At 71.0% G+C, this 18,877-nt stretch carries 15 protein-coding genes and 1 tRNA gene; 5 read left to right on the forward strand and 11 right to left on the reverse strand.

From position 1 onward, the window contains the following. Positions 1-58: 58 nt before the first annotated feature. The 5 genes from ACFYON_RS19765 to argS form a co-directional block, all read right to left on the reverse strand. Positions 59-3,298, reverse strand: a complete 3,240-nt coding sequence (locus ACFYON_RS19765; protein WP_354871355.1) for an efflux RND transporter permease subunit — start codon at positions 3,296-3,298, stop codon at positions 59-61. Positions 3,299-3,423: 125 nt separating this feature from the next. Beyond that, complete coding sequence (gene thrC, locus ACFYON_RS19770; RefSeq protein WP_354871357.1) at positions 3,424-4,473, reverse strand: threonine synthase; 1,050 nt, start codon at positions 4,471-4,473, stop codon at positions 3,424-3,426. 112 nt (positions 4,474-4,585) lie between these two features. After that, a complete protein-coding gene (locus ACFYON_RS19775) occupies positions 4,586-5,890 on the reverse strand; it encodes a homoserine dehydrogenase (protein ID WP_354871359.1) in 1,305 nt (434 codons plus the stop codon). Then, positions 5,887-7,296, reverse strand: coding sequence for a diaminopimelate decarboxylase (gene lysA, locus ACFYON_RS19780; protein ID WP_387320971.1), 1,410 nt, complete (start codon positions 7,294-7,296; stop codon positions 5,887-5,889). Before lysA ends, ACFYON_RS19775 begins: the two co-directional genes overlap by 4 nt. Positions 7,297-7,300: 4 nt before the next feature. Further along, positions 7,301-8,968, reverse strand: a complete 1,668-nt coding sequence (gene argS / locus ACFYON_RS19785; RefSeq protein WP_354871364.1) for an arginine--tRNA ligase — start codon at positions 8,966-8,968, stop codon at positions 7,301-7,303. A 99-nt stretch (positions 8,969-9,067) separates the two neighbouring features. Between argS and ACFYON_RS19790 the strand changes: the two genes are divergently transcribed. The 3 genes from ACFYON_RS19790 (at position 9,068) to ACFYON_RS19800 (ending at position 12,635) form a co-directional block, all read left to right on the forward strand. Beyond that, positions 9,068-9,892, forward strand: coding sequence for a DUF3105 domain-containing protein (locus tag ACFYON_RS19790; RefSeq protein WP_387320973.1), 825 nt, complete (start codon positions 9,068-9,070; stop codon positions 9,890-9,892). Positions 9,893-9,901: 9 nt separating this feature from the next. Beyond that, entirely contained in the window at positions 9,902-10,567 is a 666-nt protein-coding gene (locus ACFYON_RS19795) for a DUF305 domain-containing protein (RefSeq protein ID WP_354871369.1), read from the forward strand. A gap of 160 nt (positions 10,568-10,727) precedes the next feature. Then, positions 10,728-12,635: a BTAD domain-containing putative transcriptional regulator gene (locus ACFYON_RS19800; protein WP_354871371.1), complete on the forward strand. Its 1,908-nt coding sequence runs from the start codon at positions 10,728-10,730 to the stop codon at positions 12,633-12,635. Between the two features lie 340 nt (positions 12,636-12,975). Here ACFYON_RS19800 and ACFYON_RS19805 read toward each other — a convergent pair whose 3' ends face one another. The 5 genes from ACFYON_RS19805 to ACFYON_RS19825 form a co-directional block, all read right to left on the reverse strand. After that, positions 12,976-13,176, reverse strand: a complete 201-nt coding sequence (locus tag ACFYON_RS19805; protein WP_354871374.1) for a hypothetical protein — start codon at positions 13,174-13,176, stop codon at positions 12,976-12,978. Positions 13,177-13,272: 96 nt separating this feature from the next. Then, on the reverse strand, positions 13,273-13,761 hold the full coding sequence (locus tag ACFYON_RS19810) for a S26 family signal peptidase (protein ID WP_354871377.1): 489 nt from the start codon (positions 13,759-13,761) through the stop codon (positions 13,273-13,275). After that, entirely contained in the window at positions 13,758-14,300 is a 543-nt protein-coding gene (locus ACFYON_RS19815) for a MauE/DoxX family redox-associated membrane protein (RefSeq protein ID WP_354871380.1), read from the reverse strand. Before ACFYON_RS19815 ends, ACFYON_RS19810 begins: the two co-directional genes overlap by 4 nt. 10 nt (positions 14,301-14,310) lie before the next feature. Then, complete coding sequence (locus tag ACFYON_RS19820; RefSeq protein ID WP_357708275.1) at positions 14,311-16,122, reverse strand: ABC transporter ATP-binding protein; 1,812 nt, start codon at positions 16,120-16,122, stop codon at positions 14,311-14,313. 38 nt (positions 16,123-16,160) lie between these two features. Beyond that, positions 16,161-16,670: a hypothetical protein gene (locus tag ACFYON_RS19825; protein WP_354871385.1), complete on the reverse strand. Its 510-nt coding sequence runs from the start codon at positions 16,668-16,670 to the stop codon at positions 16,161-16,163. 244 nt (positions 16,671-16,914) lie between these two features. On the opposite strand from ACFYON_RS19825, the gene ACFYON_RS19830 reads away from it, so the two are divergent. Next, positions 16,915-17,610 (forward strand): winged helix-turn-helix domain-containing protein, encoded by a 696-nt coding sequence (locus ACFYON_RS19830; protein ID WP_354871387.1) that lies wholly within the window; start codon positions 16,915-16,917, stop codon positions 17,608-17,610. Between the two features lie 75 nt (positions 17,611-17,685). Continuing rightward, positions 17,686-17,757, forward strand: a tRNA-Arg gene (locus tag ACFYON_RS19835). Positions 17,758-17,844: 87 nt separating this feature from the next. On the opposite strand, the gene ligD is transcribed toward ACFYON_RS19835, so the two are convergent. Continuing rightward, positions 17,845-18,804 carry a non-homologous end-joining DNA ligase gene (gene ligD, locus ACFYON_RS19840; protein ID WP_354871390.1) on the reverse strand — a complete coding sequence of 320 codons (960 nt, stop codon included), beginning with the start codon at positions 18,802-18,804 and terminating at the stop codon, positions 17,845-17,847. Between the last annotated feature and the right edge of the window lie 73 nt (positions 18,805-18,877).

The following is an 18,877-nucleotide window of genomic DNA, read 5'->3' on the forward strand; positions in this document are numbered from 1 at the left end:
GCGGTGTGTCCCGCGCGCCGAGGCGCCGGGAGGGGCCCACGGGCCCCGTCCCGGCCCGTCACTCAGTCGGCGGAAGCGGCGAGCTGCGGCTCTTGGGCAGGCGCAGCACCTCGAACTGATCAGTGCCGTCGACCAGCGCGCCCGACGGGCGGGCCGGCGGCGGCGCGACCCTGGACCGCTCCTCGGACCGTTCCTCGGCCCCGCCGGCCGGCACCGGCACCGGATCCGGCTGGAGTTCGACCGGCTCGGGAGCGCCGCCCCGGCGCCGGGCCCGCAACGAGCCCTTTGTGTGCTCGACCATGGTGTAGAGCGTCGGGACCAGCACCAGCGTCAGCAGCGTCGAGCTGAGCAGGCCGCCGATCACCACGATCGCGAGCGGCTTGGAGATGAAGCCGCCCTCGCCGGTCAGCCCGAGCGCCATCGGCAGCAACGCGAAGATGGTGGCCACCGCGGTCATCAGAATCGGCCGCAACCGGCGCCGGCCGCCCTCGACCACCGCCTCGGTCACGCCCATGCCCTGTGCCCGGTACTGGTTGATCAGGTCCAGCAGCACGATCGCGTTCGTCACCACGATGCCGACGAGCATGAGCACGCCGATCAGCGCCGGCACGCCCAGCGGTGTGCCGGTGACCAGCAGCAGCCCGATCGCGCCGGTCGCGGCGAACGGCACCGAGATCAGCAGGATCAGCGCCTGGGTCAGGCTGCGGAACGTGGCCACCATGATCAGGAAGACGATCGCGATGGCGGCCAGCACCGCGAGACCGAGATCCGCGAACGCGTCGGCCTGGTCCGCGCTGACGCCGCCGATCACGTACGTGGCGCCCGGCACGTCCAGCGCGTCCAGCCGCTTCTGCAGCTCCTGCGTGGTGGCGCCGAGGTTCGAGCCGGTCGCCGTGCCGGTGACCGAGACGCTGCGCTCCCCGTCGATCCGGGTCACCTGCTGCGGGCCGTCGACCTGGTTGACGTCGGCGATCGCGTCCAGCGGCACCGCGCCGACCCGCAGCGCCCGCAGTTCCCCGACGGTGAGCGGCGGCCGGGCGCCGCTGCTCAGCACCACGGTCTGCGCGGTCCCGTCCAGCGTCACCTGCCCGAGCGGCGCACCCCGGTACGTCTGCGCGACGAGCTGCCCGACGGCCGCCTCGGTGAGACCCGCGCGGGCCGCGGCCAGCCGGTCCACTGTCACCTCGACGCGCGGCACCTGGGTGGCCAGGCTGGTGGTCACGTCCTCCACGCCCGGCGTGCCGGCCAGCGCGCCCCGTGCCGCCTCGGCCGCCCGGGTCAGCGTCTCCTGGTCGGCGGCCTGCACCACCACCTCGACCTGGCTGGCGGAGGCGTTCTGCCCGCCGCCGAACGTCAACTCGCCCACCTCCGGGCCGAGCGCGTCGAACTCCTTGCGCAGAGCCTGCCGTACCGTCGCGGCGTCGGTGTCGTCGGACAGCGACAGCGACCAGGTGGCCCGGTCGCTGCCGCCGCCAGCGAACGGGTTGTCCCCACCACCGGCGCTGACCTGGTAGGTCTCCACCCCGGAGGTACGCCGCAGCACCTCCTCGACCCGCGCGGCGGCCCGGTCGGTGCCGGCGAGCGAGGTCCCGGCCGGCATCTCCTGCCGGATGGCGAGCGTGTCCTGGCCGGAGTCGTCCAGGAAGTTCGTCTCCAGCTTCTGCGCCAGGCCGAACGTGCCCAGCAGCACGAGCAGGCCGAGGCCGACGGTGGCCCAGCGGGTCTTCCGCGAGCGGGTCGCGAAGTCGATCACCGGCAGGTACGCCCGCTGCAACGGGTTGCGCAGCTCCTTCTCCTCGGCGGCCCGCCGGGCGGCGGCGTCGGCACCGGCGCGCGGCCGCAGGAACCAGTACGCCAGCACCGGGATGACGGTCAGCGACACCAGCAGCGAGGCGAGCAGCGCCACCGTCACGGTGATCGCGAACGGGGCGAACAACTGCCCGACGAAGCCGCCCACCAGGGCGATCGGCGCGAACACGGCGACAGTGGTGAGCGTGGACGCGGTCACCGCGCCGGCCACCTCGCGGACCGCGGTCAGGATGGCGTCCCGCTTCGGCTCGCCGTACTCCAGGTGGCGTTTGATGTTCTCCAGCACCACGATGGAGTCGTCCACCACCCGCCCGACGGCGATGGTCAGCGCGCCGAGGGTGAGCAGGTTCAGCGAGTAGTCGCCGGACCAGAGCACGATCAGCGCGACCAGCACGGACAGCGGGATGGACACCGCGGTGACCACCGTGGAACGCACCGACAGCAGGAACACCAGGATCACCACGACCGCCATGACCAGGCCCAGCAGGCCCTCGGTGGTCAGGCTCTCGATGGACCGCTCGACGAACGGCGCCTGGTCGAAGACCACTGTCAGCTCGGCGCCCGCGGCGTCACCCAGCTCGTCCAGCCGGTCCCGGATGTCGTGCGAGATCTCCACCGCGTTGCCGTCCGGGGCGGCGGTCACCGCGATGCCCAGGCTGGGCTTGCCGTTGGTACGGGTCAGCGAGGTGGCCGGGGCGAGCCGCTGCTCCACCGCCGCCACGTCGCCGAGGCGTACCGGGGCGGCGGGAGCGGTGGTCAGCACGATGCCGCGCAGGTCGTCGAGCGTGCGGATGGGGGTGCCGACCTGCACCGGCAGCGACCGGTCGCCGTCGGCGAGCGCGCCCGCCGGCACGGCCACGCCGTTGCTCTTGAGCGCCGAGGCGATGGCGGTCGGCGCCACCTTGGCGGCGGCCAGCTTCGCCGGATCCGGCGTGATCGTCACGACCTGGTCCCGGGCACCGGTGACGTCCACCGAGCGGACCCCGTCCAGCGCCTCCAGCTCCGGTACGACGGCGCTGCGCAGCTTCTCCGCCAGCGCCCGCTCGTCGCCGTCGCCGGTCGCGGCGACCACCAGGGCGGGCAGGTCGTCGGTGCTACCGGCGATCACCTGCGGGTCGACGCCCTCGGGGAGCTGGGAGTCGATCCGGTTGAGCGCGGTCTCCATCTTGTTCACGACGTCGTCCAGGTCGGTGCCGAACTCGTACTGCACCTGGACCGTGACCGCGCCCTCGCGCGAGGTGGAGGTGACCTTGTCCAGGCCGGGGATGCCCTGGAGGCCCTTCTCGATCGGCTCGGCGACCTGGGATTCCACGATCTCCGGCGCGGCGCCCGGGTACGTCGCCACGATGAACGCGGCGGGGAACTCCAGCGACGGCAGGAGCTGCTGCTTCAGCGACGGCACGGCGAACAGGCCGAAGGCCGTGGTCACCAACGCGACGAGGGCGATCAGGCCCCGGTTGGCGAGGCTGAATCTGGCGAGCAGCGACATCGGCGTTACTCACTCCTGGAGAGGTGTCCGGCGGGGGCGTCTGAGTCTGCCGCACGCCCCGGCACTCCCAACATCCGCCCCGGCCGATCACACTCCCGCCGACGTCGTCCGCCGACGCCTCGACCTCAGACCAGGTCGAGGGAACGCGCGGCGGCCAGCGCGTCGTTGGCGATGGTCACCGGCGCCGGCGCGGTGGAGATGGCCCACTCCGGGTCCTTCAGGCCGTGCCCGGTGACCGTGCAGACCACCCGTGATCCGGCCGGCACCCGGCCGGCGTCGGCCTGCTGGAGCAGACCGGCGACGCTCGCCGCGCTGCCCAGCTCGACGAAGACGCCCACCTCGCGGGCCAGCAGCCGGTACGCCGACAGGATCTCCCGGTCGGTGACCGCCGAGATCAGGCCGTCGGAGGCGTCCCGCGCGTCGATGGCCTTCGTCCAGCTCGCCGGGTTGCCGATCCGGATGGCGGTGGCGATGGTCGACGGCTCCGGCACCACCTGCCCGGTGACGATCGGGGCGGCGCCGGCCGCCTGGAAGCCGTACATCCGGGGGGCCTTCGTGGCGTTGCCGTCACGCAGGTCCTCGGAGTAGCCCATCCAGTACGCGGTGATGTTGCCGGCGTTGCCGACCGGCAGGCAGTGGATGTCCGGCGCGTCGCCGAGCGCCTCGACGATCTCGAAGGCGGCGGTCTTCTGGCCGTGCAGCCGGTCGATGTTGACGGAGTTGACCAGCGCGACGGGGTAGTCCTGGGCGAGCTTGCCGGCGAGCCCGAGGCAGTCGTCGAAGTTGCCCTGCACCTGGAGCAGTTTCGCGCCGTGCACGAGCGCCTGGGCGAGCTTGCCCAGCGCGATCTTGCCCTGCGGCACCAGCACCGCGCAGGTGATCCCGGCGCGCGCCGCGTACGCGGCGGCGGAGGCGCTGGTGTTGCCGGTGGAGGCGCAGATGATCGCCTTGTCACCGGCCTCGACGGCCTTGGAGACCGCGACCGTCATGCCCCGGTCCTTGAACGAGCCGGTCGGGTTGGCGCCCTCGACCTTGAGCCACACGTCCGCACCGACCCGGGCGGAGAGCACCGGCGCCGGCAGCAGCGGGGTGTTGCCCTCGTGCAGGGTGACGACGGGCGTCGCCTCGGTGACCGGCAGCCGATCCCGGTACGCCTCGATCAGTCCCCGCCACATGTCGCGCTCCTCGCCTCTGTCGCCCCGCACCGGGGCCTGCCACCAGCGTGACCCAGCCGGCCCGGCCGGTCACCGGCACACCCTGACCTAACCATCAGGCGGGACGCGTGGGTTACGCGCCGCCCTCCACCCGCAGCACACTCGTCACCGACCGGACGATGTCGAGTCCGCGCAGTTCCCGCACGGTGGCCGCGAGCGCGGCGTCGGGCGCGACGTGGGTGACGATAACGAGTTCCGCGTCACCGCCGGCCGGGCCCTGACGGACCGTGGCGATGGACACCTCGTGCCGGGCGAAGACGCTGGCCACCCCGGCCAGCACGCCCGGCCGGTCGGCCACGTCGAGGCTGATGTGGTAGCGGGTGAGCGCCTCGCCCATCGGCCGCACCGACAGGTCCGCGTACGCCGACTCGCTCGCCGCGCGCACCCCGGCGAGGCGGTTGCGGGCCACCGCCACCACGTCGCCGAGCACCGCGCTGGCGGTGGGCGCGCCACCGGCGCCCCGGCCGTAGAACATGAGCTGCCCGGCGGCGTCGGCCTCGACGAAGACCGCGTTGAACGCGTCGCCGACGCTGGCGAGCGGGTGGGTCAGCGGGATCATCGCCGGGTGCACCCGAACGTTCACGGTCTCCCGGCCGTCCGGACCGACGCCCCGGGCCGCGATGCAGAGCAGCTTGATCGTGCAGCCCATGGCCTTCGCGCTGGCCACGTCGGCGGCGGTCACCTCGGTGATGCCCTCGCGGTGCACGTCGGCGGCGGTCACCCGGGTGTGGAACGCCAGCGAGGCGAGAATGGCGGCCTTGGCCGCGGCGTCGAAGCCCTCCACGTCGGCCGTCGGGTCGGCCTCGGCGTACCCCAGCTCGGTGGCCTCCTCCAGCGCATCGGCGAACCCGGCGCCGGTGGCGTCCATGGCGGAGAGAATGAAGTTCGTGGTGCCGTTCACGATGCCGGTGACCCGGGTGATCCGGTCTCCGTGCAGCGACTCGCGCAGCGGGCGCAGCAGCGGGATGGCCCCGGCGACGCTCGCCTCGTAGTAGAGGTCGGCGCCGCCCTCGGCGGCGGCGTCGTGCAGTGACGCGCCGTCCTCGGCGAGCAGCGCCTTGTTGGCGGTGACCACGCTCTTGCCCGCGCGCAGCGCCTCGACCAGCCAGCCCCGGGCCGGCTCGATGCCGCCGACCACCTCGACCACCACGTCCACGTCGTCGCGCTTGATCAGCCCGAGCGCGTCGGTGGTGAACAGCGCCGGGTCGACCGGCAGGTCGCCGCGGTCACGGCCGATCCGGCGTACGGCGATCCCGGCGATCTCCAGCGGGGCGCCGATCCGGGCGGCGAGGTCTGCCGACTGCTCGTGCAGCAGCCGGACCACGTCGCTGCCGACAGTGCCGCAGCCGAGCAGCGCCAAGCGAACCGGTGAGGTCATCCCACATCCAATGCCAGCAGGTCGTCTTCGGTCTCCCGGCGGACGATCAGCCGCGCCCGACCTTCGCGGACGGCGACAACCGGGGGCCGCGGGACATGGTTGTAGTTGCTCGCCATGCTCCGGCAGTAGGCCCCGGTGCCGGGTACCGCGACAAGATCTCCGGGCTGCACGTCACCGGGCAGGAATTCATCCTTCACCACGATGTCCCCGGACTCACAGTGCTTTCCCACCACGCGGGCGAGCTTCGGCTGCGCGGCCGACGTGCGGTTCGCCAGGGTGGCCGAGTACGAGGCGTCGTAGAGGGCGGTCCGGATGTTGTCGCTCATCCCCCCGTCCACGCTGACATAAGCACGACCCTCCGCTGCGTCACCGCCGGCGCCCAACGGCACGGACTTGACGGTCCCGACCTGGTAGAGCGTGAACACGGCCGGACCGACGATCGCGCGGCCCGGCTCGACGGACAGGTGCGGCACGGCGAGGTTCTCCGCCGCGCACTCCCCGTCGACGATCTTGCGCAGCCGCTTCGCCAGCTCGTGCGGCGAGGCCGGGTCGTCCTGGGTGGTGTAGGCGATGCCGAAGCCGCCGCCCAGGTCGAGCTCGGGCAGCTCCACGCCCCGTGCGTCGCGGATCCGCGCCTGGAGCTCGAGCACCCGGCGGGCGGACACCTCGAAGCCGCTGGCGTCGAAGATCTGCGAGCCGATGTGCGAATGCAGCCCGCGCAGCTCCAGCACGTCCTCGTCGAGGATCTTGAAGGCGGCCGCCGCGGCGGCGCCGCCCGCCAGCGAGAACCCGAACTTCTGGTCCTCGTGCGCGGTGGCGATGAACTCGTGGGTGTGCGCCTCCACGCCGACGGTGACCCGGACCAGCACCTTCGGGCGTACCCCGCGTTCGCGGGCCAGCTCGGAGAGCCGGTCGATCTCGGCGAACGAGTCGACGATGATCCGGCCCACGCCGGCGTCCACCGCCCGGGTCAGCTCCGCCACCGACTTGTTGTTCCCGTGGAAGCCGATCCGCGCAGGCTCCATCCCGGCCGACAGCGCGATGGCCAGCTCACCGCCGGTGCAGACGTCGAGGAACAGGCCCTCCTCGGCGATCATCCGCACCACGGCGCGGCACAGGAACGCCTTGCCGGCGTAGTACACGTCCGCGTCCGGGAAGGCCGCCCGGAACTCGCGGCAGCGCTCCCGCAGGTCGTCCTCGTCGAGCACGTACGCCGGGGTGCCGTAGTCGGCGGCCAGGTCGCGGACGTCCACGCCCGCGACGGTCAGCGCGCCGCCGGGGCCGCGCGCCACGTTGCGCGGCCACAGTTGCGGCACCAGGGCGTTGACGTCGACCGGGGTACGCAGCCAGGCCGGCCCCCTGGTGCCGATCTCGCCGTGCAGCGCTCCCGCCTCGTGAGCCCGCATGCCGTTACATCCGCTCCGGCGCGGACACCCCGAGCAGGTGCAGGCCGTTGGCGATGACCACCCGGGTGGCGTCGTTGAGCCAGAGCCGGGCCCGGTGGGTGTCGGTGATCTCCTCGTCGCCCTGCGGGGCGATCCGGCAGTTGTCGTAGAACCGGTGGTACGCCTGCGCCACGCTCTCCTCCAGGTAGCGCGCCACCCGGTGCGGTTCGCGCAGTTCGGCGGCGGTGGCCACCACGGCCGGGAACTCGGCGAGCGCCTTGAGCAGCTCGTTCTCCTTGTCGTGGCCGAGCAGCTCCGGCTGGAACGCGGCGGCGTCACCACGGGTCAGCCCGATCTCGGCCGCGTTGCGGGCCGCCCCGGCGGTACGCGCCGCGACGTACTGCACGTAGTAGACCGGGTTGTCGTTCTTGGCCCGGGTCCACAGCTCGACGTCGATGTCGATGGGCGAGTCGGCCGAGTAGCGGGCCAGCGCGTACCGGGCGGCGTCCACGCCGATGGCGTCGACCAGGTCCTCCAGCGTGACCACGGTACCGGCCCGCTTGCTCATCCGCACCGGGGCGCCGTCGCGGACCAGGTTGACCAGCTGGCCGATGAGGATCTCCAGGTTGTGCGCCGGGTCGTCGCCGAAGCACGCGGACATCGCCTTCATCCGGCCGATGTAGCCGTGGTGGTCGGCGCCCAGCATGATCACGACCCGGTCGAAGCCGCGCTCCCGCTTGTCCAGGTAGTACGCGCAGTCGGCGGCGAAGTACGTCCACTCGCCGTTGGACTTGCGCAGCACCCGGTCCTTGTCGTCGCCGAACTCGGTGGTGCGCAGCCAGGTCGCGCCCTCGGACTCGAAGACGTGCCCCTGCTCGCGCAGCCGGTCCAGCGCGGCGTCCAGCGCGCCCCGGTCGTGCAGGTCCTTCTCGTTGAAGTAGGTGTCGAACTCCACACCGAAGTCGCGCAGCGAGGACTTGATCTCCGAGAACATCAGCTGGACGCCCTCGGTCCGGAACACCTCCTCGGCGGCGTCGTCGGTGAGGTCCAGCACATCCGGCCGCAGCCGGACCACAGCGGCGGCGATCTCCGCGATGTACGCACCGCCGTAGCCGTCCTCCGGCGCGGGCTCGCCCTTCGCGGCGGCCAGCAGCGACCGGGCGAACCGGTCGATCTGGGAGCCGGCGTCGTTGAAGTAGTACTCCGTGCCCACGTCGGCGCCGGTGGCGCGGAGCAGGCGGCTGAGCGCGTCGCCGACTGCCGCCCAGCGGACCCCGCCGATGTGCACCGGGCCGGTCGGGTTCGCCGAGACGAACTCCAGGTTGATCCGCTGACCGGCGAGCGTGTCGCTGCGCCCGTACGCCGGACCGGCCTCGACGATGACCTTGGCGAGCTGGCCGGCGGCGGCCGCGTCCAGGCGGACGTTCAGGAAGCCGGGCCCGGCGATCTCCACCGACTTGATCCCCGGCGCCTTCGCCAGTTCGTCGGCCAGCGCGGTGGCCAGCTCCCGCGGGGGCACACCGACCTTCTTGCTGAGCTGGAGCGCCAGCGTCGAGGCGTAGTCACCGTGATCGGGATTACGGGGTCGCTCGACGGTGGTCTGCGCGGGCAGCGCGGCGCGGTCCAGTCCCCGCTCGTCGAAGACGGCGTGGGCTGCGGCGAGGACGACCTCGGCGAGTTCTGCGGGAGTCACTGATCCATGTTATCGGGGGTAGACTCGGCCACCGCGGCGGCGACCCAGCATGTGAACCGGTCCCGCACTCCCCCTGACCGACCGACCTGACGAGGCACGATGAGCATCAGCACCCCGGGCGGCCCGGAACGCCGTCCCACCGTGGTCAGCACCGGCAAGAAGCCGGCCGCCGGCCGGCCCGCGGCTGCCGACAAGCCCGCCGCGAAGGCCGGCTCGGGCAAGGCCGAGGGCGGCAAGGGCACGCCACGGCAGGGCGCCGGGGGCAAGGGCCGCAAGCCGATCGCCCCGGTGAAGGTCAGCCAGGGCCGCTCGTGGGGCCCGATCGCCCTGTTCGTCGCGGTCGGCGTACTGGCCGTGGGCATCATCGGCGTCGGCGCCTGGGCGGTCTACCAGGGCGCCCAGCCCTGGCAGAAGCGGGCCGACGCGATCGACGGCCTCGTGAACTACCGCGACAAGGACCCCGAGAGCCTGAAGTACGAGAAGCACCAGTCGGGCCCCCTGAAGTACAAGTACCTCCCGCCGGTCGGCGGCGTGCACAACGACGCCTGGCAGAACTGCATGGGCGACGTCTACGACGCCCCCATCGCCAACGAGCACGCGGTGCACAGCCTGGAGCACGGGGCGGTGTGGATCACCTACCGCAGCGATCTGCCGCAGGACCAGGTCGAGAAACTGGCCAGCAAGGTCCGCGGCACGGAGAAGATGATGATGAGCCCGTACGAGGGCCTCGACAAGCCGATCTCCCTCCAGGCCTGGGGTTACCAGCTGAAGGTGGACAACGCGGACGACAAGCGGATCGACGAGTTCATCAAGGATCTGCGGGTCAACGCCTCGGTCGAGGGCCCGACCGCCCTGTGCAACCAGGGCGTGACGGCGACGGGCACCACCCCTCGTGACCTCGGCCCGCAGATGCCGACTCAGTAAGGGGTCAGCATGAATGCCACCGACACCACCGACGTCGAACCGGCGGCGGCCCCGGACGTCGACCAGGACGTCCACGTTCCCCGTCGTTTCGGCGCCCTGGCGCTGACGGTGACCCTCGTGGTCGGCCTCCTACTCGGGTACGCCGGCGGTTTCCTCACCCCACAGCTCACCCGGCCCGGGGACAACTCCGCCGAAGCCGGCTTCGCCCGGGACATGACGACCCACCACTCCCAGGCCGTGGAGATGAGCCTCACCGCCTACCGGTCCGCCACCCTGCCGGGCGTACGCCAGATCGCCGTCGACATCGCGACCGGGCAACAGGGTGAGATCGGTGCGATGCAGACGTGGCTTCGCGAGTGGGGCCTGAGCCCGACCGGCTCCGAGCCGCCGATGTCCTGGATGCCGGACGGCCGGGCGTCGATGCGCGACGGGCTCATGCCAGGCATGGCCAGCAGCGCGGCGATGAAGCAGTTGCGCGAGGCGCAGGGCATCGAGGTGGACCGGCAGTTTCTGGCCCTCATGATCGAACATCACCTCGGCGGCATCCACATGGCCGACGCCATCCTCAAGGCGAGCGACAACAGCGAGGTGGTGCGCGTGGCCGGCACCATGAAGGCCACCCAGCAGAACGAACTGAACAGCCTGCTCGACCTGCAGCGACAGGCGAAGGGCTGAGGTCGGACGCCGATGCCGGCTGACCGTTCGGGTCAGCCGGCATCGGCGTCTGTCATCCCGGGCAGTCCCATATGTCGATCATTCACGCCCCCACCGGACGTCGATCCTGACCTATCCTGTAGCTGGCCGCTTACAGAGGGCCGGACGCAACGGGGGGCAAGTGAACGTTCAACTAAAAATTCTGGGGCCGATCGACGTGCTCGTGGAGGGCACGTCATCCGCCCCCGCAGGCATCAAGCCGAAACAGCTGCTCGCGGCGTTGATGCTGGATCCCAACTCGGTCATGCCAACCGATCGCCTGGTAAGCGCGCTGTGGCCCGAAGAACGGCCGGCTTCGGCCTTGGAAAATCTGCGGACATACGCCACAGCGATCCGGCATTCGCTGCGATCCACCGGGAACGCGGGCATCAGCCTGACCACCATCCGCCTCGGATACCGGCTCAATGTGCCGCCTCACCTGCTGGACCTCAGCCAGTTCGAGGAACTGACGGCTCGCGCCCGGGCGGCTACCGCCTCGGGCAGGTTGTCGGACGCCGCGAGTTCCCTCGGTGAGGCTCTGCAGCTCTGGACCGGAGCGGCCGGGGAAGGGCTGCCGCGCAGCGGCTGGCTCGGCAGCGCGCTGGATTCGCTTGACGAGTCACGGACGATCGCCCTGGAGGAACGCGCCGATGCCTGGCTGGGCCTGGGCCGGTACGCCGAGCTCATCCCCGAGCTTCTCCGGCTGACTGCTGAGCACCCGCTGCGGGAACGGCTCTGGCAGCAGTTGATGCTGGCCCAGTACTGCAGTGGCGCGGCCGGCGAGGCGCTCGAGACCTACGCGAGGGCACGCCGGACACTTGTCGATCAGCTCGGTATCGAGCCCGGCGACGAACTGGTCGAGCTGCAGCGTTCGATCCTGCGGAGGGACCTGCCCGCCGCCTCGGCGCTCGCTGATCAGACATCGGTCGGGCCGCCCGCAGACGCTGCGAGCGGACGGTACGGGACTCCGCCGGATCACGCGCGGGGGCGGCAGAGCGCCGGCCGGCCCGCCGCGGACGAAGGTTCACGCCCCATACCGCTCCAGGTGCCAGCGCCGCCCGTTCCCTTCGTCGGGCGGGAGAAGGAGGAGCGGCTGCTGAGGGAGGCGATGACGGCAGCCGACACCGACGCGCCGATGGTCGCCCTGATCCGGGGGCCGCTCGGGACCGGGAAGTCGGCGCTGGCCAGCCGCGTCGCTCACGGGCTGCGCGACGCGTTTCCGGACGGCCAGTTGTACGTCAATCTCCGGGAATGCGGCTCGCCGCACACCTCGACCACGACGCTTCACGCCGTCCGGCATCTGCTGAGGAGCCTCGGTCGGGACGTCCCATCCGACGCCACCCTCTCCGAAGCGACCTGCCTGCTTCGATCCGTCCTCGCCTCCCATCGTCTCCTGATCGTGATCGACAACGCCGTCTGCGAGAGCTCAGTGGTCGCGCTGCTGCCCGCGTACCCGGGTTCGTCCGCGATCGTCACGAGTTCACGCGAGTTCGCGCTCACCCAGGCGGGTCGCCAGACGCGACTGGGTCCACTGGACGACGCCGACGGCCTTCGGCTGCTCGGATCACTGGTCGACCCCGCCGTGATACGTGCCGATCAACGAGCGGCGGCCGAGATCGTACGACTCTGCGGCGGGATCCCGCTGGTGCTCCGCGCCGCAGCAGCGCGGCTGGCCAGCCGGCCGAATTGGTCGGTCGCCATGTTGCGGGACAGCCTGAAAGATGGCTGTGGCCGCCTTGAGGGCCTCCGGCTCGGCGAGTCCTCGCTGCGGGAATATCTCCGTTCCGCGCTCGACGAACTGGCAGCGGAGCAGCCGGCCGCCATCGAATTGCTGAGCCGGCTGGCCTTGTTTCCCACGCGCTTCCGGCAGTCGGACATCGCCCATCTGTTCAGGCCGGGAGGCTCCCGGTCCACGCTCCAGATCGGCCCCTCGGAGCTGGAAACCCTTATCGATTTCCACCTGCTGGAGACACCGGCACCCGGCTATTTCGACCTGCCGGATCTCGTCCGGGTTTTCGCCTCCGACCTCTCCAAGCACAAGGTCAGCTAACGACAGCTGAATGTACGACATCTGTCACGATCGCTGTATGGGAAAGGAATAGCCTGTCGGCATCAACATCCGCGATCAGATGGAGGCCACAATGACCGCAATGCTCACCCGGATGGCGGACCAGGCACTGAGCCGGGTAGTCCCCCGCGTCGTGGCCGTCGCCAAGGTGTGCGGGTGCGATCCGGGGTCGACGTGGTGCACCAGTGGCACCGTCCGGTGCAGGTGCAACAGCGATTGCGTGACGACCTACTGCTACTGCCCCATCAACGGCTGCCGCTGACGAGCAAAGGAAGCGGGCCGCTCCTTCCATCGGATGAGCGGCCCGCTTCTTTTCTGCCTACTACCAGGGACCGCAGACCGACGTCAGGCACTTGCAGTAGTGGGTCAGGCAGTCCGCCTTGCAGCAGCAGGCTTCGCGGAGCGAGTAGTTGCGGCAGTAGCAGGACCCCGGGTCGCAGGCACAGACCTTCGCCTGCGCCGGAACCTTCGGGACGACCCGGCCGAGCATTCGCGCGCCGAGACGCTCCAGGGTATTCCTCACATTTTCCTCCTTCTCCTGGGGGATTTCCTCGAGATTAGACGGGCTTGGTACAACGACTGCGCCAGCAAATGCACAGAGCCTTCTGTATTCGGTCCATCAAGGCGATCCGAGGACAACGCCCAGCACTGATTCGGTCGCCACGTAGCCGAATCGACGTGAGTCGAAGCTCCGATCCGGATTGTCACCGAGCACCAACATCTGCCCGGCGGGCACCACGGCGCCGAGCGCCGAGCGCCACTGACGGAACTCCGGCGGCACCGGCTCCCCTTCGGTGGCCGCCACTCGCTTGACGATCCACTTCTTGTCCGGCTCGGACTCGCCGGCCGGCCAGAATCCCTCCGGACCGACCCGAACACCTGCCTGCCATGAGTCGACCGAACGCCAGGGCGGCGGTTGGCCTACCACCACGACCTGGCCCGCCACCGGCCTGGCGCCTCGCATCCGACGCGCCAGAACGCGGCTGCCTGCCCGAAGCGTCGGCTCCATGCTCTGGCCCTGCACCTGCACCAGCAGCAGCCGCCGGCGAGCGAGGACGACTGCGCCCACTGCGACGCACACCGGCACCGCAAGCCACAGCCCGGTCATCGGGCTCCCGCTCCGGGCGACGGCGCCAGGACCTCGGCGATGTCTTCGAACGCCACCACGACCACCGCGATCACCACCGCGCCACCGATGGAGAGCAGCACGGCGGGCAGTGCGAGCGGCGCGTCGCTCGCCCCGCCGACCAGCCCGGCGAACCCGATGGCCAGCAGCAGCCCGTTCCGGACGAGGTGCCGGCGGCCGAAGTCGACAGCGGAGCCGCCGAAGCAGGGACAGGCGACGCGAGTGCCGCGGGCCAGCACCAGACCGATCGCCGCGGTGAACGACGCGAGCAGAACGATGGCGAGCACGAACCCCGCCGTGCCCGTGCCAGCGCTCGGGAGGCCGAGCAGCACCACGGTGATGATCTCGCCGACCACTACCGCGACAGCCACGGTCGGCACGACGGCCTTCGGCAACACGCGCATGTCCGCCAGGCCCTTCCGGAAGGCCACGAAGGCGGCACCACTCTTGATCTTGCCGACTGCCGATGCGACGAACACGAGCGCCAGGACCGTTCGTCCGAGAACTTCTACGTACTGCATGTGTCGTGTCCTAACTAGGAGATCTCTGCATGTCCGAGTAGCCCGACGCCTGCGTCTCGTAGAGCTCCGCGTATTCGCCACCCCGGCCGACCAGTTCCTCGTGGCTACCGAGTTCGGTGATGCACCCGTCACGCAGCACCGCCAGCACGTCGGCGTCGCGTAGCGAACTCATGCGGTGCGAGATCAGCACTGCGGTTGCGCCCGTCCGGTGCCGTCTCACCAGATCGTTCACCTCGTGTTCGGCGACAGCGTCCAGACCCGCGCTGGGCTCGTCGAGGATCATCAGGTCGCGCCGGCCCCGGAACATGGCGCGCGCCAGCGCGATCCGCTGCCACTGGCCGCCGGAGAGAAGCACGCCGCTCTGCGCTTCCTCCTCCTCACCGAAGTTGCGGAACATCCGCGTGAGCAGCGTGTCGTAACCACGGGGCAGTGCGGCGAGGGCCGCGTGTGAGCCGGCCACGCGGCTCGCCTCCTGGATCGCATCCCGGTCACCGAGCCGCCGTATGTCACCGATGGCTACGTTCTCCGCCGCCGACAGGTCGTAGTGCATGAAGTCCTGGAACAGCGCGGAGATCCGCTCACGCAGGGCCCGCGGGTCGTACTGGCGCAGGTCGACGCCGTCCCAGAGGATCTCTCCCCTCGTCGGGTCGTAGAACCGGCACAGAAGTTTGACCAGGGTGCTCTTGCCCGCCCCGTTGCGGCCGACCAGACCCAGCACAGCGCCCTGTGGGATGAAGAGGTTGACGCCCCGGAGGACCCACGGGTGGTCGTCGGCGTATCGGAACCAGACGTCGCGCAGTTCGATGCCCCGACGTAGTGCGGTGATCGGGACGGGGCCGGCCGGCACCGGCAAGTCGGGCTCCGCATCGATGACGTCCTGGTAATGCCGGAACAGCATCAGTTGCTGATTGCTCCTGGCGACGACCAGCACCGCCGCGCTCAGTGCGGTCTGGACACCGCCGACGCTGGTCACGAAGAGCGTCAGGTCGCCGACCGAGAACACACCGGCGCGCGCCCGCGCGACGGCCCACAGCAGTCCCCCACCGGAGACCGCAGCGGCGAGGACCGCCAGCAGGGCCTGGGTGCGGAGCTCACGTCTCTCCTGAGCGCTCCGGGCCCGATTGGCGATCGTCCGCTCACCGAGCATCCGTCGACGCAGGAACGACCCGATGTTGAACAACCGGATCTCCGTCGCCGCCTCCAGGCTGGAGAGCAGCCCGCTGAAGAACAGTTCCCGCCGTTCGACCGGGCTGAGCCCCCATGCCAGGACCGCCCGCTGGCGGGCCAGTTTCAGCTCGGCCAGCAGCACCGGGACGACAGCGGCGATCACGAACCCGACCATCATGGGACTGATCAGGGAGAGAGCGGTGACGAAACCCGCGAGGGTCAGCACCTTGGCGACGATGCCGAACAGGTCGCTGACAAGTTGGGTCGACGTGACGCCGGCCGCCTGCTGGGCCAGCCGCAATCGATCCTGGAACGCGGGATCCTCGAAGCGTCTCAATCCCGAGAAGGTGTCGAGCGCAGCATAGAGCCGGTCCTGCGCCAGCAGGCCGGTCGCGCGGCCGAGGTGCTCGCCGAGAAACCGTTCGAGCTGCGGCAGGAGCGCCGCCAGCACTCCGACCCCGGTCAGCGCCAGGGCCACCGCCACCGTGTGGTCGCCCGCGCCGAAGCGCGGATCGATCTCGTCGATCAACTGCTTCATCAGCCAGGCGGCTGCCACCGGCACGCCGGCCTGTCCGAAAACCACGCATCCGTAACAGAGGACGAACGCCGGTGCGGCCCGCCACGCGAGCCGCACCGCCGCCAGTGATGTCCTCACCGGGTCTTCCGTGTTCCCACGAGCACCGGGGGCCGTGGTCAGCGTCGCGCGGACGCCAGCACGGGGAGGTGGGAGAGCGTGTGCCCGCCCGACTCCACGACCCCGGCGTCGCCCATCACGTAGATGGCAGGGAAGCCGCTGCCCTTGAAGACGTCGAGCATCGGCTGCCCACCCTTGGCCGCCAGCACCGTCGCGACGGGCGACAGCTGCCGGACCATGTCCTTCGTCTCGAAGTCGTCCGCCGCCGCGACCACGGCGAAGACGCGGGACGGGCCGTCCGGCTGCGCGGACGCGTACTCGATGAAGTCGGGCACCTTTTCGATGCACGGCTGGCAGTTCGGTGAGAAGAAGGCGACGACAGCCCCCCGGGGGAGCATGGCCCGGTTGACCACCGCACCTTGCACGGTGTGGGCGGTGAAGTCGTCGATCCGCTCGCCCGCCGGGAACAGGCCCTCGTTCGAGCCGGTGCCGCCGTGTGGCTGCGCGAGCAGCTGCGAGTGCTCCCGGAGGCGACGAACGACGCCAAGGGTAAAGATCAGGTTCAGCATCGCGATTGCCCCTACCAGGACTACCGCTCCAACGATGTATGGCATCGGGTGACCTCCTCAGTGCAGTGGAGACACGCTAGGCACATCCGCTACACCCGGAGCTACGAGCGTCGTACACGTCGTCATGTACGGCCGGGTAGAATGCCCCTTTTGTCCGTTGGCTTCTATATGAGTCCTAAGTTAGGAACGAGAAGGTTGCTGCCTTATGCGTGACCAGTTGTGATTCGGGCTCGTTGCCCAAGACGTGGGGGTTGCACTCAGAGACGCAGGGCGGTCGGTGACCAGCTGGTGCCGACGCCACACCATCGGCGGTGACGGAGCGGTGGCAGCCGTCCGTCGCGGACTGCGGCAGGGCGAGCCGGGAACGCTCAGCCGCGAACAGGAACTCGAACTCATCGACGTGCTCCGGGGGATCCACCCCGACGAGTTCGGCCTCGACGAGGAGCTCTGGACACGGCAGAGCCTGACCGTCCTCATCGAGCGCCGGTTCGGGCTGACGATGGACGCCGGCACCGTCGGGGCGTACCTGCGGGCCTGGGGGCTCGGGCCCCGCGAGCCGCGCGAGCGGGCCTGCGGCCTGTGCGTCGGCGCGGTCGAGCGCTGGGTACGCGGCGAGTACCCGGCGATCACGCGGGCGGCCCAGGAGCACGCCGCCGAGGTCTACTGGATCGGCCGGGTACGCCTGCGCGGCACCATGCCCGCCGCCGACGTGGTCTCGGCGGTCTCCTCACGGGGACGGGTGCGGTTCATGGTCACCACACCGTCGGTGGACCCGCCACTGCCCCGGGACTTCGTCCTGCGGCTCAGCGGCGCCGAGGAACGCACGGTGCACCTGATCGTGGACGGCTCGTGGCCGCGCAACGAGTGGCCGCGCCGGCTGCCCCGGCGGGTCGTGCTGCACCCGCTGCCGAGCTGCGGTCGCGCCGTCGCCGCCGCCTGACCGACGAAGATCGACTCGCAGGGGTACCGATTCGGTGATCCGGGAGGGGGTTTGCTACTCTTCTCGGGTCGCTGAGCCCCCGTAGCTCAGGGGATAGAGCACCGCCCTCCGGAGGCGGGGGCGCAGGTTCGAATCCTGCCGGGGGCACACTTGCCAGCAAACCGCGATCACCGCAAGGCCCTTGACCAGCCCGGTCGAGGGCCTTCGTCGTGTCCCGGGCCACCTGAGCAACCCTCACCCGGCCTCGCGGCGGGCCTTCGCGCGGCGCTTGCCCTCGTGCATCGCCTGCACCCGGGCCACCGGAATCGTCCGACCCTGCTCGACCAGGTCCGCAGGCAGCCGCTGCGGCGCGGGCAGCGCCTCCGCCCAGGGATCCCGGTCACCGAGCAGCGCGGGCACGGTCCGCACGGTGAAGTCGGCCGGGCTCGCGCTCTCCAAGTCGGTCCAGCCCACCGGGTACGACACCGGGGCGCCGGGCCGGATCCGAGGGCTGTAGGCGGCCACCACTGTCGCCCCGTACGCCCGGGTGGAGTCGACGAAGACGCGGCCGCCGCGGTCGGCGACGATGAACGCGGTGGTCGCGGCCGCCGGGTCGAGCCGTTCGGTACGGGCGGCGAGCGCCCGGGTCGCGGCGGCGGCCTCCTCCGCCGTGGTGGCCGGATCCACCGGCACGATCACGTGCAGTCCTTTCGCCCCGCTCGTCTTCACCGCGCCGGCCAGCCCGGCGTCGGCGAGCGCCTGGCGCACCAGCAGCGCGACCCGCACCACGGCGCCGAACGCGTCCCCCTCCGGCGGGTCGAGGTCGAGCACCAGGTGGGTCGGGTGCTCGGGCGCCCCGGTGCGGGCCAGCGTCGGATGGTACTCCACCGCCCGCTGGTTGGCGAACCAGAGCAGCGTCCGCCGGTCGTCGCAGAGGGCGTACGAGATCTTCCGGTGCGACGCCTCCGCCCACACCTCGGTGCGGCGGACCCAGTCGGGCGTGTACTTCGGCAGGTTCTTCTGCATGAACGGCTCCTGGCCGGGCCGCACCCGCAGCACCGACAACGGCCGGTCCCGCAGCTCCGGCAGGATCCGGTCGCCCACCGCGTCGAGGTAGTCGACCAGGTCGCGTTTGGTCGCCCCGGCGCCGTCGAACAGCGGCTGGTCGAGGTTGGTCAGCGACACTCCGGCACGGGTCTCGTCAGCGGCGGCCATCGGACCACCATCCCGGGCCGGGCCCGGCTCGGCAACCCCGACACGGCGTCCCGCGCGTCCCGGCGGCCCGCAC

This window comes from Micromonospora sp. NPDC005686 (assembly GCF_042871665.1).
In the GTDB taxonomy this organism is placed as follows: Bacteria; Actinomycetota; Actinomycetes; order Mycobacteriales; family Micromonosporaceae; genus Micromonospora.

Excerpts from the sequence above, each read along its gene's own strand:
- ACFYON_RS19765 (WP_354871355.1), bottom strand. The coding sequence starts at position 3,298 with ATGTCGCTGCTCGCCAGATTCAGCCTCGCCAACCGGGGCCTGATCGCC.
- thrC (WP_354871357.1), bottom strand. The coding sequence starts at position 4,473 with ATGTGGCGGGGACTGATCGAGGCGTACCGGGATCGGCTGCCGGTCACC.
- ACFYON_RS19775 (WP_354871359.1), bottom strand. The coding sequence starts at position 5,890 with ATGACCTCACCGGTTCGCTTGGCGCTGCTCGGCTGCGGCACTGTCGGC.
- lysA (WP_387320971.1), bottom strand. The coding sequence starts at position 7,296 with ATGCGGGCTCACGAGGCGGGAGCGCTGCACGGCGAGATCGGCACCAGG.
- ACFYON_RS19790 (WP_387320973.1), top strand. The coding sequence starts at position 9,068 with ATGAGCATCAGCACCCCGGGCGGCCCGGAACGCCGTCCCACCGTGGTC.
- ACFYON_RS19795 (WP_354871369.1), top strand. The coding sequence starts at position 9,902 with ATGAATGCCACCGACACCACCGACGTCGAACCGGCGGCGGCCCCGGAC.
- ACFYON_RS19810 (WP_354871377.1), bottom strand. The coding sequence starts at position 13,761 with ATGACCGGGCTGTGGCTTGCGGTGCCGGTGTGCGTCGCAGTGGGCGCA.
- ACFYON_RS19815 (WP_354871380.1), bottom strand. The coding sequence starts at position 14,300 with ATGCAGTACGTAGAAGTTCTCGGACGAACGGTCCTGGCGCTCGTGTTC.
- ACFYON_RS19825 (WP_354871385.1), bottom strand. The coding sequence starts at position 16,670 with ATGCTGAACCTGATCTTTACCCTTGGCGTCGTTCGTCGCCTCCGGGAG.
- ligD (WP_354871390.1), bottom strand. The coding sequence starts at position 18,804 with ATGGCCGCCGCTGACGAGACCCGTGCCGGAGTGTCGCTGACCAACCTC.